8 protein-coding genes are annotated in these 15118 nt (G+C 64.5%); 7 read left to right on the forward strand and 1 reads right to left on the reverse strand.

The features are described from left to right. Positions 1 to 214: 214 nt before the first annotated feature. Entirely contained in the window at positions 215 to 1537 is a 1323-nt protein-coding gene (locus PSEMO_RS05380; protein WP_075802106.1) for a CapA family protein, read from the forward strand. Positions 1538 to 1688: 151 nt separating this feature from the next. Here the strand turns inward: PSEMO_RS05380 and PSEMO_RS05385 are convergent, their stop codons facing one another. Then, positions 1689 to 3635 (reverse strand): BCCT family transporter, encoded by a 1947-nt coding sequence (locus tag PSEMO_RS05385; RefSeq protein WP_256721001.1) that lies wholly within the window; start codon positions 3633 to 3635, stop codon positions 1689 to 1691. 483 nt (positions 3636 to 4118) lie between these two features. On the opposite strand from PSEMO_RS05385, the gene betI reads away from it, so the two are divergent. The 6 genes from betI (at position 4119) to selO (ending at position 14977) form a co-directional block, all read left to right on the forward strand. Further along, positions 4119 to 4784 (forward strand): transcriptional regulator BetI, encoded by a 666-nt coding sequence (betI, locus tag PSEMO_RS05390; protein WP_075802108.1) that lies wholly within the window; start codon positions 4119 to 4121, stop codon positions 4782 to 4784. A gap of 28 nt (positions 4785 to 4812) precedes the next feature. Further along, positions 4813 to 6285: a betaine-aldehyde dehydrogenase gene (gene betB, locus PSEMO_RS05395; RefSeq protein WP_075802109.1), complete on the forward strand. Its 1473-nt coding sequence runs from the start codon at positions 4813 to 4815 to the stop codon at positions 6283 to 6285. 149 nt (positions 6286 to 6434) lie between these two features. Beyond that, the gene (betA, locus tag PSEMO_RS05400; RefSeq protein WP_075802110.1) at positions 6435 to 8126 is read left to right on the forward strand and encodes a choline dehydrogenase; all 1692 of its coding nucleotides are present in this window, start codon (positions 6435 to 6437) and stop codon (positions 8124 to 8126) included. A 284-nt stretch (positions 8127 to 8410) separates the two neighbouring features. Next, positions 8411 to 10153 (forward strand): potassium/proton antiporter, encoded by a 1743-nt coding sequence (locus tag PSEMO_RS05405; protein ID WP_075802111.1) that lies wholly within the window; start codon positions 8411 to 8413, stop codon positions 10151 to 10153. A 38-nt stretch (positions 10154 to 10191) separates the two neighbouring features. Beyond that, positions 10192 to 13506: a mechanosensitive channel MscK gene (mscK, locus tag PSEMO_RS05410; protein ID WP_075802112.1), complete on the forward strand. Its 3315-nt coding sequence runs from the start codon at positions 10192 to 10194 to the stop codon at positions 13504 to 13506. Between the two features lie 10 nt (positions 13507 to 13516). Beyond that, complete coding sequence (gene selO / locus PSEMO_RS05415; RefSeq protein WP_075802113.1) at positions 13517 to 14977, forward strand: protein adenylyltransferase SelO; 1461 nt, start codon at positions 13517 to 13519, stop codon at positions 14975 to 14977. Positions 14978 to 15118 lie beyond the last annotated feature (141 nt).

Below are 15118 nucleotides of genomic sequence, written 5' to 3' on the forward strand. Positions count from 1 at the left end.
AAGCCATTCCTCGAACGCCGCGTTGCCGGGCGCCGGGCGGGATGCATGGTAAGCAGCGAGTCACAGCCCCGGCCTCTGAAAAAAAGTGATGCCCATAGCCAAATGCGCAGGTGACGCCGGGCCGATAACCGCCGGCTATGGGGATGCAGCGGATTCAGTACGGGGCGCGGCCGGGCTTGGCCTAGAGTCGGCGAAAAACCACCGAGATCCGCCCATGAAGATTGCCCTGACCGGCGACAGCATCCTGCAGCGCCGCCTGCACAGCCGCGCCGACCAGACCCTGCGCCCGCTGTTCGACCTGATCCGCGCCGCAGACGTCAGCTTCACCAACCTGGAAGTGCTGCCCAACGACTTCGCCGGCGACCCGGCGCTGGAAAGCGGCGGCTCGCATTTCGGCGCGCCGGCCTGGGTCCTGGACGAGCTGGTGGACGGCGGTTTCGACCTGTTTTCCACCGCCAACAACCACAGCCTCGACTACGGCATCAGCGGTCTGCAGGCGGCCCATGAGCAGTTGTGCCGGCGCGAGCTGCTGTTCGCCGGGACCGGGCGCAACCTGGAAGAGGCGCGGCGCCCGGTGTACTGCACCACGCCTGCCGGGACCGTGGCCTTGCTGGCGTGCAGCTCCACCTACGGCAAGGGCCAGGAAGCCAGCGACCAGAGCCGCGACATGCCCGGGCGGCCGGGGCTCAACCCGCTGGGCTACGATACCCTGCACGAGGTGAACACCGAGCAGATGGAGCAGGTACGCCGGCTGATCGCCGACCTGGGCCTGGACAAGCTGTATCAGGGCGCCGTGGACCTGGGCTTTGCCCATCCCCTGCCCGACCCGTCGCTGCAGGTATTCGGGCCCTTCACCCCGCTGCTGTTCCGCGAAGGCGCGCGCACCCGCCTGCGGACGCTGGCGCGGAAGAAGGATGTGGACGGGATCCTGCGCTGGGTCGAGGAAGCGCGGCTGACCTCGGATATCGTCATGGTCAGCCTGCATGCCCACGAGCTGGGCTACAACGAGCAGGGCGAATGGGATCTGGAAGCGCCGGCCGAGTTCATCCAGCCGGTGGCGCGCCGGCTGATCGATGCCGGGGTGGATATCGTGGTCGGGCATGGCCCGCACCTGCTGCGCGGGATGGAGCTGTACCAGGGCAAGCCGATCTTCTACAGCCTGGGCAATTTCATCGGGCAGAACGAGCTGGTGGAGCGCTTGCCGGTGGACAGTTATGACCAGTTCCGGGTGGATCGGCAGCAGACGCCGTCGAAGGTGTTCCTGCAGAGGACGGGGAATGGCAGCCGGAGTTTTCCGGCGGATGCGCGGTTCTGGGAGACGGTGGTGCCGGTGTGTACGTTCGAGGGGCGGACGCTGACCGGGATCGAGTTGCATCCGGTGAGCCTGGGGCTGGGGGAAGCGATTCATCGCCGGGGGCGGCCGCGGTTGGCGGAGGGGGAGCAGGCGACGGGGATTCTGGAGCGGTTTGCGGCGTTGTCCCGTGGCTATGAAACCCGCCTGGAGATTCAGGGAGGCATAGCACGCGTACGGCTCTGAAAGATTTTCTGGATTCACTGGCCCTATCGCTGGCAAGCCAGCTCCCACAGGATTTGCGGTGCACGCGGTCCCTGTGGGAGCTGGCTTGCCAGCGATAGGGCCAGCAGCAACAACCCAAAAAGAAAGGGCCTGAACAGGCCCTTTCTTCACATCAGCTGTAAACCCGACCCAACAACTGCCGGTGACTCTCGAACTGATCCAGCACATCCCGGGTGATCTGGTCCGGGGTGAAGCCCATCAGGTCGTATTCCTGGCTGCCGTTGTGCAGGTACACCTCGGCACGGTAGAAGCGCTGTCGAACCTCGCTTTCACCTTCCACCGGCGCCTCGCTCGGCGCAGCCATGTAGCCATCCAGGCTGACTTCATAGACGAACGGATTGCCCTCTTCCATCTCGATGCGCAGGCCCATCGCCGAACGCGACTGACCGAGACGGGTCTGCACCTCCAGGCCCATGGCCTGCAACTGCGCCGCCGCTTCCTTCAGCGCCGGGCTGACCTGCTTGTCCATGAACCGCTGGACGATCGACTGGGTCGGCTGCAGGTCCAGCTGGCTCAGGCGCTCGCTGAAACCACGACGGCCACGGGCGGCCAGTTCAGCCTGCTCCTGCTCGACCTGGCTGTCCTGCTTCATCGCCTTGTACAAGCCGAACATGAACACCACCAGCACCACCGAGAACGGCAGGCCGGCCAGCACCACCATGGTCTGCATCGCCTCGAAGTTACCGGCGAAGAGCAAGCCGACGGTGACCAGGGTGATGATCGCGGACCAGAGGATACGCAGCCAGTGCGGCGCGTCTTCATCGACGCTGCCGCCCTTGCACGAGAGGTTGGCCATCATCACCGCGCCGGAGTCGGCCGGGGTGAGGAACAGCACGAAGCCGACGAAGATCGCCACGCCGACCACGATCTTCGCCGCCGGGAAGTGCTCCAGCAGTTGGTAGATCGACATCGACGGCTGTTCCAGCGCGGTGCGGCCCAGTTCCACGGCGCCGTGGTTCATCACCAGGTCCAGGGCGGTGTTGCCGAAGATCGACAGCCAGGCCAGGGTGAAGCCCAGCGGGATCAGCAGCACGCCGGCAACCAGTTCGCTGACGGTGCGGCCACGGGAGATCCGTGCGATGAACATGCCGACGAACGGGCCCCAGGAGATCCACCAGGCCCAGTAGAACAGGGTCCACAGGCCCAGCCAGCGCTCGGACTTGGCGCCGTCGCCTTCGTAGACGTAGAGGTCGAAGGTCTTCAGTACCGCGCCGTTCAGGTAATCACCGATGTTCTGCACGAAGCCGTTGAGCAGGTGCAGGGTCGGACCGTTGAGCAGAACGAACAGCAGCAGGCCGCTGAACAGGATGATGTTCAGGTTGGACAGGCGGCGGATGCCGTTTTCCACACCGGACACCGCCGCGATGGTGGCCACGGTGCTCATCACCAGGATCACGATCAGCAGGTTGGTGTTGTTGTGCTCCATGCCGAACAGGTATTCCAGGCCGGACGAAACCTGCATCGAGCCGATGCCGAGGTTGGTCACCAGGCCCAGCAGGGTCACGAACATGCCGAAGATGTCCACCGTATGACCGGCGGCACCCTTGACCCAGCGCTCGCCCAGCAGCGGGTACAGCGCCGAGCGCAGGGCCAGCGGCTGGTTGTGGCGGTAGGCGAAGTAGGCCACGGCGAGCCCGACCAGGGCGTAGATCGCCCAGCCGTGCAGGCCCCAGTGGAGGAAGGTCAGCTGCAGGCCTTCGCGGGCCGATTGCAGGCTGGCCGGCGCGCCTTCAGGCGGGTTGAAGTAATGGTCCAGCGGCTCGGAGGCGCCGAAGTACAGCAGCGAGATACCGATGCCCGAGGAAAACAGCATGCCGGCCCAGGCGCCGTAGCTGAAGTCCGGCTTGTCGTCCTTGCCGCCGAGCTTGAGCTTGCCGTAGCGGGAGAAGGCGATGGCGATGACGAACAGCAGGTAGCCGCCGATCACCAGCATGTAGTACCAGCCGAAGCTGCGCGATAACCAGGCCTGGGCCTGGCTCAGCACATGACCGGCGGTTTCAGGGGCAGCGATCAGCAAGGCGGTCAAGCAGAGGATCAGCAGCGTCGAGGTGAAAAACACCACGCTGTTGACCCGGACCCTCTCGGCGGGGGTCTTGATCAGGGAGGCAGAACTCATTGCACGGATGCTCCAAGGCGGTGCGTAGGAAAAAGGGACAACGACCCGTCACCCGGGCAATTGGTGCAATAGCCCCATCGCCTCAGGTGATATAAAAGCACCTTGAAAAACCGTGATCCCAATACGAATGCGCTGAAAACCTGCTGCAAAACCCCGGCTCGAGGGTTGCGCCTCCTGGCTTGCACGGCCTGGGGCACAGCGGTCCAACGGTGCGTCTGTGCGCGTGAAACACCTTGTTTTGCGGGGGTACACGTCTTTTCGGGGGTGCCAATTCGTGACTTCTGACCGGCCCGAAACCCTGTCAATGGTACGAATTGTCGCAGAGCTTATTCTTTGTTGATTGAACGTTCAATCAAAACAAAATAGACTGGCCTTCGCCGAGTCAGCCGCTTGTCGTCTGCTCGCAGGCCTGAGGAGATTTGCCAGATGCCCAAGGTCGGTATGCAACCCATTCGCCGCCAGCAGTTGATCGAAGCCACGTTGACGGCTATCGACCAGGTCGGCATGGGTGATGCCAGCATTGCGCTGATCGCCCGTTTGGCCGGTGTGTCGAATGGCATCATCAGTCACTACTTTCGGGACAAGAACGGCCTGATCGCAGCGACCATGCAGCACTTGATGACGGTATTGAGCGAGGGCGTCGCCGCCCGTCGCCAGGCACTCACGGACAACAGCCCGCGCGCCCACCTGCAGGTGATCATCGAAGGCAACTTCGACGCCAGCCAGGTCAACGGCCCGGCAATGAAAACCTGGCTGGCCTTCTGGGCCACCAGCATGCACCAGCCGTCCTTGCACAGGTTGCAGCGGATCAACGATCACCGCCTGTATTCCAACCTGTGCTGCCAGTTCCGCCGGGTGCTGCCGCTGCCTGAAGCACGCAGCGCAGCCCGTGGCCTGGCAGCGTTGATCGACGGTTTGTGGCTGCGCGGGGCGCTGTCGGGAGACAGCTTCGACACCCAACAGGCGCAGCAGATCGCTTACGAATACATGGATCTACAACTGGCGAAACAGACGAGCCCGGACACCCAGACCCAGGCCTCTGAAACCCCGCGCAAAGCCTCCCGCACACCTTCGGGAGCAACCGCCGGCTAGCCAATCACATTGCACTTGCGAGGACACTATGGCCCGTTTCGAAACGCAAAAACTCTACATTGATGGTGGTTATGTCGACGCTGGCAGCGATGCCACCTTCGAAGCCATCAACCCGGCCAACGGCGAAGTCCTCGCCCACGTGCAACGTGCTACCCAGGCCGACGTCGAGCGCGCCGTGGAAAGCGCCGAGCGCGGCCAGAAAGTCTGGGCTGCGATGACCGCCATGCAGCGTTCGCGCATCCTGCGTCGCGCCGTCGACATCCTGCGCGAGCGCAACGACGAGCTGGCCGCCCTGGAAACCCTGGACACCGGCAAGTCCTACTCGGAAACCCGCTACGTCGACATCGTCACCGGCGCCGACGTGCTGGAATACTACGCTGGCCTGGTCCCGGCCATCGAAGGCGAGCAGATCCCGCTGCGCGATTCCTCCTTCGTCTACACCCGCCGCGAGCCGCTGGGCGTCACCGTCGGTATCGGCGCGTGGAACTACCCGATCCAGATCGCCCTGTGGAAATCCGCCCCGGCCCTGGCCGCCGGCAACGCGATGATCTTCAAGCCGAGCGAAGTCACCTCGCTGACCACCCTGAAACTGGCCGAGATCTACACCGAAGCCGGCCTGCCGGACGGCGTGTTCAACGTCCTGACCGGCAGCGGCCGCGAAGTCGGCACCTGGCTGACCGAGCACCCGCGCATCGAGAAAGTCTCCTTCACCGGGGGCACCACCACCGGCAAGAAGGTCATGGCCAGCGCCTCCAGCTCCTCGCTGAAGGAAGTGACCATGGAACTGGGCGGCAAGTCGCCACTGATCATCTGCGAAGACGCCGACCTCGACCGCGCCGCCGACATCGCGATGATGGCCAACTTCTACAGCTCCGGCCAGGTCTGCACCAATGGCACCCGCGTGTTCGTTCCTGCGTCGATGAAGGCGGCTTTCGAAGCCAAGATCGTCGAACGTGTCGCGCGCATCCGCGTTGGCAACCCGGAAGACGAGAACACCAACTTCGGTCCGCTGGTCAGCTTCCCGCACATGGAAAGCGTCCTGTCGTACATCGCCAAGGGCAAGGAAGAAGGTGCCCGCGTCCTGTGTGGCGGCGAGCGCCTGACCGAGGGTGAATTCGCCAAGGGCGCCTTCGTTGCGCCGACCGTGTTCACCGACTGCCGCGACGACATGACCATCGTCAAGGAAGAGATCTTCGGCCCGGTGATGAGCATCCTCAGCTACGAAACCGAAGAAGAAGTGATCCGTCGCGCCAACGACACCGAGTACGGCCTGGCCGCCGGTGTCTGCACCAACGACATCAGCCGCGCGCACCGCATCATCCACCAGCTGGAAGCCGGCATCTGCTGGATCAACGCCTGGGGCGAGTCGCCGGCGGAAATGCCGGTCGGTGGCTACAAGCAGTCCGGCGTCGGCCGCGAGAACGGCGTCAGCTCGCTGGCCCAGTACACCCGCATCAAGTCGGTCCAGGTCGAGCTGGGCAACTACACGTCGGTCTTCTGACCGACAGCTCCAAGCATCAAGCTTCAAGCTGCAAGAAAGAGCCGGTCGGCGTAACGTCACCGGCCCTTGCAGGACACCTCCAATCACGCAAGCGCCGCTCAACTGCTTTTCTTGCAGCTTGTAGCTTGCCGCTCAATGGGAGATCCCCCATGGAATTCGATTACATCATCGTCGGTGCCGGCTCGGCCGGTAACACCCTGGCCACCCGCCTGACCGAAGACGAAGGCGTCACCGTCCTGCTGCTGGAAGCCGGCGGCCCGGACTACCGCGCCGACTTCCGCACCCAGATGCCCGCCGCCCTGGCCTTCCCGCTGCAGGGTCGCCGCTACAACTGGGCCTACGAGACCGATCCGGAGCCGCACATGGACGGCCGCCGCATGGAATGCGGTCGCGGCAAGGGCCTCGGTGGCTCCTCGCTGATCAACGGCATGTGCTACATCCGCGGCAACGCCCTGGACTTCGACGGCTGGGCCAAGCTGCCCGGCCTGGAAGACTGGACCTACCTCGACTGCCTGCCGTATTTCCGCAAGGCGGAAACCCGTGACATCGGCCCCAACGACTACCACGGCGGCGAAGGCCCGGTCAGCGTGGCCACGCCCAAAGCCGGCAACAACCCGCTGTTCCACGCCATGGTCGAAGCCGGCGTGCAGGCCGGTTACCCGCGCACCGAAGACCTCAACGGCTACCAGCAGGAAGGCTTCGGTCCGATGGACCGCAGCGTGACCAAGAACGGCCGTCGTTCCAGCACCGCCCGCGGCTACCTGGACACCGCCAAGAAGCGCCCGACCCTGACCATCGTCACCCACGCCCTGACTGACCGCGTGCTGTTCGAAGGCAAGCGCGCCGTCGGCGTGACCTACCTGGTCGGCTCCGGCGAAGAGCGCGTGGAAGCCCGTGCGCGCAAGGAAGTCATCGTCTGCAGCGGCGCCATCGCCTCGCCGCAGCTGCTGCAACGTTCCGGCGTCGGCTCCCGCGAGTTGCTGGACAGCCTGAACATTCCGGTGGTGCACGAACTGCCGGGCGTCGGTGAAAACCTGCAGGACCACCTCGAGCTGTACCTGCAATACGCCTGCACCCAGCCAGTGTCGCTGTACCCGTCGCTGCTCTGGTGGAACCAGCCGGCGATCGGTGCCGAGTGGCTGTTCAACGGCACCGGCATCGGCGCCAGCAACCAGTTCGAGGCCGGTGGTTTCATCCGCACCCGTCCGGAATTCGAATGGCCGAACATCCAGTACCACTTCCTGCCGGTAGCGATTAACTACAACGGCTCGAATGGCGTGAAGGAGCATGGTTTCCAGGCGCACATGGGTTCGATGCGTTCGCCGAGCCGTGGCCGTATCCAGGCGAAATCCCGCGATCCGCGCCAGCACCCGAGCATCCTGTTCAACTACATGGCCACCGAGCAGGACTGGCAGGAATTCCGCGATGGCATCCGCCTGACCCGCGAAATCATGGCCCAGCCGGCACTGGACGCCTACCGCGGCCGCGAGATCAGCCCGGGCGAGCATGTGCAGACGGACGAGGAGCTGGACAAGTTCATCCGCGAGCACGCCGAGACCGCGTTCCACCCGTCCTGCTCGTGCAAGATGGGTGAAGACGACATGGCGGTGGTCGATGGCCAGGGCCGTGTGCACGGGATGGAAGGCCTGCGGGTGGTCGATGCCTCGATCATGCCGATCATCATCACCGGCAACCTGAATGCCACGACGATCATGATCGCCGAGAAAATCGCGGACAAGATCCGTAATCGCCAGCCGTTGCCGCGCAGTACTGCCAAGTACTACGTGGCGAACGGCGCGCCGGTCAAAGGCAAGGCCCTGCGTGAAGTGAAGCAGGCCTGATGCATTGATGGGGCCTGCACTGGCCTCATCGCTGGCAAGCCAGCTCCCACAGGTACAGTGCTGCTCTCAAGGGCAGTGGTGACCCTGTGGGAGCTGGCTTGCCAGCGATAGGGCCAGCACAGGCAACACATGAAAAGGCACCTGACCCAGGTGCCTTTTCTACATCTGCGGAAACGCTTTACAGCCCGCCAATTCATCAGGTTAGAATCGGTTGGCACGCGACCTGCTTATGCAAGAGCAAGCACGGTCCTCTTTTTCCCGCGATGTCCCCCGGAGTACTGCCTTTGGATGCGAGCACCATCAACAGCCTGTTCCTCATCGGCGCATTGCTGGTAGGGGCAAGTATCCTGGTCAGCTCGCTGTCTTCGCGTCTGGGCATCCCGATTCTCGTCATCATCCTCGCCGTCGGCATGGTCGCCGGGGTCGATGGGGGCGGCATCATCTTCAACAACTATCCCGTCACCTACCTGGTCGGCAACCTCGCCCTCGCCGTAATCCTACTCGACGGCGGCCTGCGCACGCGGGTCGCGAGCTTCCGCGTGGCGCTGTGGCCGGCGCTATCGCTGGCAACCGTGGGCGTACTGATCACCACCGGCCTGACCGGCATGGCCGCCGCCTGGCTGTTCGACCTGAACCTGATGCAAGGCCTGCTGATCGGCGCCATCGTCGGCTCCACCGACGCCGCCGCAGTCTTCTCCCTGCTTGGCGGCAAAGGCCTGAACGAGCGGGTCACCGCCAGCCTGGAAATCGAATCCGGCAGCAACGACCCGATGGCCGTATTCCTCACCGTGACCCTGATCGACATGATCGCCAGCGGCCAGACCGGCCTGCACTGGAGCCTGCTCCTGCACCTGGTGCGCGAGTTCGGCATCGGCGGCCTGCTCGGCCTCGGTGGCGGCTGGCTGATGCTGCAACTGGTCAACCGCATGAACCTGGCCGGCGGCCTGTACCCGATCCTGGTGATCGCCGGCGGCCTGGTGGTCTTCGCCCTGACCAACGCCCTGCACGGCAGCGGCTTCCTCGCCGTGTACCTGTTCGGCCTGGTCCTGGGCAACCGCCCGATCCGCAGCCGCCACGGCATCCTGCACATGCTCGACGGCATGGCCTGGCTGGCGCAGATCGGCATGTTCCTGGTCCTCGGCCTGCTGGTCACCCCGCACGACCTGCTGCCGATCGCCCTGCCGGCCCTGGCCCTGGCGCTGTGGATGATCCTCTTCGCCCGGCCGCTGTCGGTGCTGGTCGGCCTGCTGCCGTTCAAGGCCTTCCATGGCCGCGAGAAAGCTTTTATTTCCTGGGTCGGCCTGCGCGGCGCGGTACCGATCATTCTCGCCGTGTTCCCGCTGATGGCCGGCCTGCCCCAGGCCCAGCTGTACTTCAACCTGGCGTTCTTTATCGTGCTGGTCTCGCTGCTGGTGCAGGGCACCAGCCTGCCGTGGGTCGCCCGGCTGCTGAAAGTGACGGTACCGCCGGACCCGGCGCCGATCTCCCGTTCCGCCCTGGAAGTGCATGTCACCAGCGAGTGGGAGCTGTTCGTCTACCGCCTCGGCGCCGAGAAATGGTGCATCGGCGCCGCCCTGCGCGAGCTGAAAATGCCCGAGGGCACCCGTATCGCCGCCCTGTTCCGTGGCCAGCAACTGCTCCATCCGTCGGGTAGTACGGTGCTGGAAGTGGGCGATCTGCTCTGCGTGATTGGCCACGAACACAACCTCTCGGCCCTCGGCAAGCTGTTCAGCCAGGCCCCGCAACGCGGCCTGGACCTGCGCTTCTTCGGCGACTTCGTCCTCGAAGGTGACGCAGAACTGGGGGCTGTAGCCGCGTTGTACGGCCTGCAGCTCGACGGCCAGGACCCGCACATGCCGCTGGCGCGCTTCATCCAGCAGAAGGTGGGCGGTGCGCCGGTGGTCGGCGACCAGATCGAGTGGAACAACACCACCTGGACCGTTGCGCTGATGGACGGGAACAAGATCCAGAAAGTGGGGATCAAATTCCCCGAAGGAAGCCGCCCCGGCCCGGGTCTGTTCCTCTAAACTCCAATTTCCAGTCTGGTTGTACGAATTTTCTGCCTATGTCCCTGCGCACTGTTATCGGCGCGGCCCTGCTCGGGCTGTGCCTGTCGTTCACCTCCGCCTTCGCCGCGGAGCCGCCCAGTACCGAGAGCGTCCAGCAAAGCCTGGACAAGATCGCCGACCGCAAATTGCCGGAAGCCGACCAGAAGGCCCTGCAACAGGTGCTGGAGCAGACCCTCGGGTTCCTCGCCAGCCGCGACGACTACAGCAAGCGCCTGGCCGCGCTCAAGCAGCAGCTCACCGACGCGCCCCGGCTGACCGCCGAGAGCCAGCGTGAGCTGGCCCGCCTGTCCGCCACCAAGCCGGTGCCGGTGGCCCAGCGCTATGCCAGCCAGACAGTGCCGCAGCTGGAAACCTTGCTCTCCGAACGCACCACCGAGCAGGGCGAGTTGCAGAAATCCCTGTCCGAAGCCAATAGCCTGATCATCAACTCGCAGACCCGGCCCGAGCGCGCCCAGTCCGAGATCAGCCTCAACCAGACCCGCAGCCAGCAGATCAACACCACCCTCAAGCTCGGCAAGGACGGCAGCAAGAGCCTGTCCGCCGACCAGCGCAACCAGCTCAACGCCGAACTGGCCTCGCTCAACGCCCTGACCCTGCTGCGCCGCCAGGAACTGGCCGGCAACAGCCTGCTGCAGGACCTCGGCAACGCCCAGCACGACCTGCTGATGGAGCGCGCCGCACGCCTGGAACAGGAAATCCAGGACCTGCAGACCCTGATCAACGAAAAGCGCCTGGCCCAATCGCAAAAGACCGTTACTGAACAGTCCCTCGAAGCCCAGAAGGCCGGCGGCAGCACCCTGCTCGCCACCGAAAGCGCGGCCAACCTCAAGCTCTCCGACTACCTGCTGCGCAGCACCGACCGCCTCAACGAAGTCACCCAGCAGAACCTCAAGGCCAAGCAGCAACTGGACAGCCTGACCCAGGCCGACCAGGCCCTGGACGAGCAGATCAACGTGCTCAAGGGCAGCCTGCTGCTGTCGAAGATCCTCTACAAGCAGAAACAGGCCCTGCCGCACCTGAAGCTGGACCGCGACCTGGCCGACCAGATCGCCGATATCCGCCTGTACCAGTTCGAGGTCAACCAGCAGCGCGAGCAGATCAGCAGCCCGAGCCAGTACGTCGACAAGCTCCTGGAAAACCAGAGCGCCGACCAGAACACCCCGGAACTGCGCAAGGCCCTGCTGGAAGTGGCGATCACCCGGGTCGACCTGCTGGAGCGCCTGAACCGCGAGCTCAGCGCGGTGCTCAACGAATCCATCACCCTGCAACTGAACCAGAAGCAACTGGTCAGCACCGCCCTGAACCTGCGTGCAACCCTCGACGAGCAGATGTTCTGGATCCCCAGCAACAAGCCGCTGGACGTTGAATGGCTGCGTACCCTGCCCGAACGTTTCCAGAAGCAGGTCACCAGCCTGCCCTGGGGCTCGGGCATCGCCGAACTGGCCGACGGCCTGCTGGAGCGACCGCTGCTGTTCCTCCCGCTGCTGCTGATGATCGGCGGCCTGCTGTGGCGGCGGAACGCCCTGTATGAACAGTTGCGCAAGGTGCATGGCGATGTCGGCCACTTCAAGCGCGACAGCCAGTGGCACACGCCCCAGGCGATCCTGATCAATATCCTCCTTGCCCTGCCCCTGGCCTTGCTTCTGGCCCTGTGCAGCTACGCCCTGCAGATCGACGCCCGCGGACAGAACGCCAACCTCGGCGCCGCGCTCTGGCAGATTGCCCAGGCCTGGCTGGTGTTCTACACCGCTTATCGGGTCCTGGCGCCCGGCGGTGTGGCCGAGTTGCATTTCCGCTGGCAGAAACCGCAGGTCGAGTTCCTCCGGCGCTGGATCCGCCGTCTTGGCGCGGTGGTCCTGGCCCTGGTCGGCGTGGTTGCGGTGGCCGAACTGCAGCCGTCGGCGCTGGCCGATGACGTGCTCGGCATCGGCGTGGTCCTGACCTGCTATGCCCTGATGGCCTGGCTGCTCAGTCGCCTGCTGTTGAGCAGCCCGACCCACCGCAATACCTCGCTGTTCCGCAAGGTGGTCGGCGTGGCCTTCACCGCCCTGCCCATCGCCCTGTTCGTCGCGGTGTGCTTCGGCTACTACTACACGGCGCTGAAACTCACCGACCGGCTGATCGACACCCTGTACCTGCTGATGTTCTGGCTGGTGATCGAGGCGACCTTCGTCCGCGGCCTGTCCGTGGCCGCCCGGCGCCTGGCCTACCAGCGCGCCCTGGCCAAGCGCCAGGCGACCAAGGAAGGCCTGGACGGCGAAGTGCCGGTGGAAGAGCCGACCCTGGACATCGAACAGGTCAACCAGCAGTCCCTGCGCCTGATCCGCCTGGCCTTGCTCGGCGGTTTCCTGGTCGCTCTTTACTGGGTCTGGTCGGACCTGATCAGCGTATTCTCCTACCTGAACAACTTCACCCTGTACGAGTACACCAGCGGCACCGGCGCCACCGCGAGCATGGTGCCGATCAGCCTTGGCGACCTGCTCGGCGCGCTGGTCATCGTCGGCATCACCCTGGCCCTGGCGCGCAACCTGCCGGGCCTGCTGGAAGTGCTGGTGCTGTCGAAGCTGGATCTGGCCCAGGGCAGCGCCTATGCCACCACCACGTTGCTGTCCTATGTGATCGTCGGCGTCGGCTTCGTCTCCACCCTGTCCACCCTTGGGGTCAGCTGGGACAAGCTGCAATGGCTGGTGGCAGCGCTGTCGGTCGGCCTCGGTTTCGGCATGCAGGAGATCTTCGCCAACTTCATCTCCGGGATCATGATCCTGTTCGAGCGCCCGGTACGGATCGGCGACACCATCACCATCGGCAACCTGTCGGGCACGGTGAGCAAGATCCGCATCCGTGCCACCACCATCACCGACTTCGACCGCAAGGACATCATCGTCCCGAACAAGACCTTCATCACCGGCCAGTTGATCAACTGGTCGCTGACCGACACGGTCACCCGGGTCACCCTGAAGCTCGGCATCGACTACGGCTCGGACCTGGACCTGGTACGCGACCTGCTGCTCCAGGGCGCCCGGGAAAATCCACGGGTGCTCAAGGACCCGGAGCCGATCGTGTACTTCCTCAACTTCGGCGAAAGCTCGCTGGACCATGAGCTGCGCATGCACGTGCGCGACCTCGGCGACCGCAACCCGACGCTGGATGAGTTGAACCGTTTCATCAACCGCGAGTTCAAGAAGCACGACATCAAGATTTCCGTGCGTCAGGTCGAGGTGTTCCTGATGGATACCTCGGGCACCAAGAAGCAGCTGATCCCGACGGAAGACGCCGTTCAGCCCAAACCCGACGACACGACCAAGCCGTAAGGAGTCGCCCGTGAAAGGCCTCGACGAACTGACCTTCGACAACCGCTTCGCCCGCCTGGGCGATGCATTCTCCACCCACGTGCTGCCGGAGCCGATCGATAATCCGCAGCTGGTGGTGGTCAGCGAGGCAGCCATGGCCCTGCTCGACCTGGAGCCGACCGAAGCGCAATCGCCGGTGTTCGCCGAGCTGTTTGGCGGGCACAAGCTGTGGGAGGAAGCCGACCCACGGGCGATGGTCTATTCCGGACACCAGTTCGGTTCATACAACCCGCGGCTTGGCGATGGTCGCGGGCTGCTGCTGGGCGAAGTGCAGAACGATGCCGGCGAGCATTGGGACCTGCACCTCAAGGGTGCCGGCCAGACGCCTTACTCGCGGATGGGTGATGGTCGTGCCGTTCTACGCTCGTCGATCCGCGAGTTCCTTGCTTCCGAAGCCCTGCATGCCTTGGGCATCCCCAGCAGCCGGGCGCTGTGCGTGATCGGCTCGAGCACGCCGGTCTGGCGCGAAACCAAGGAAAGCGCGGCCATGGTCCTGCGCCTGGCGCCGAGCCATATCCGCTTCGGGCATTTCGAGTACTTCTACTACACCCGCCAGCCGGAGCAGCAGCGCGCGCTGGCCGAGCATGTGCTGGACCTGCACTACCCGGAATGCAAGGCGGCGGACGAGCCGTACCTGGCGATGTTCCGCACCATCGTCGAGCGCAATGCCGAGCTGATCGGCAAATGGCAGGCCTATGGCTTCTGCCATGGGGTAATGAACACCGACAACATGTCGATCCTCGGCATCACCTTCGACTTCGGGCCGTTTGCCTTCCTCGATGACTTCGATGCCGGGTTCATCTGCAACCACTCCGATGACCAGGGGCGCTACAGCTACAGCAACCAGGTGCCGATCGCGCACTGGAACCTGAGTGCGCTGGCCCAGGCGTTGACGCCGTTCATCAGTGTCGAGGCATTGCAGGAAGCGCTGGGGTTGTTCCTGCCATTGTACGAGGCGCACTACCTCGACCTGATGCGCCGCCGGCTGGGCCTGACCACGGCGGAGGACGGCGACAAGGTGCTGATCCAGCGCCTGCTCAGCCTGATGCAGCCGGGGGCGGTGGATTACAACCTGTTCTTCCGCAGGCTGGGCGACCAGGCGGTGGAGCAGGCGTTGCGGGTGGTAAGGGATGATTTCGTCGACCTGGCCGGGTTCGACACATGGTCGGAAGACTATCTGGCGCGGGTCCGGCGTGAGCCGGGCAATGCGGACGGGCGGCGGGAGCGGATGCACGGGGTGAACCCGCTGTACGTGCTGCGCAACTACCTGGCGCAACGGGCCATCGAAGCGGCGCAGGGCGGGGACTTCTCCGAGGTGCGGCGCCTGCATGAAGTGCTGACCCGGCCGTTCGAGGAGCAGGCGGGGATGGAAGGTTATGCCGAGCGGCCGCCGGAGTGGGGGAAGCATCTGGAGATCAGTTGTTCTTCCTGAGACCTCCCGGGCCTCATCGCCGGCAACGCCGGCTCCCACAGGGTTTGGCGGTGCACACGGACCCTGTGGGAGCTGGCTTGCCAGCGATGAGGCCACAAAGAACACCACACAATCACTGGTGCTCAGCGGGGCCTGAGAACT

Origin of the sequence: Pseudomonas putida, assembly GCF_001941965.1 — a bacterium.
Classification (GTDB): domain Bacteria; phylum Pseudomonadota; class Gammaproteobacteria; order Pseudomonadales; family Pseudomonadaceae; genus Aquipseudomonas; species Aquipseudomonas putida_L.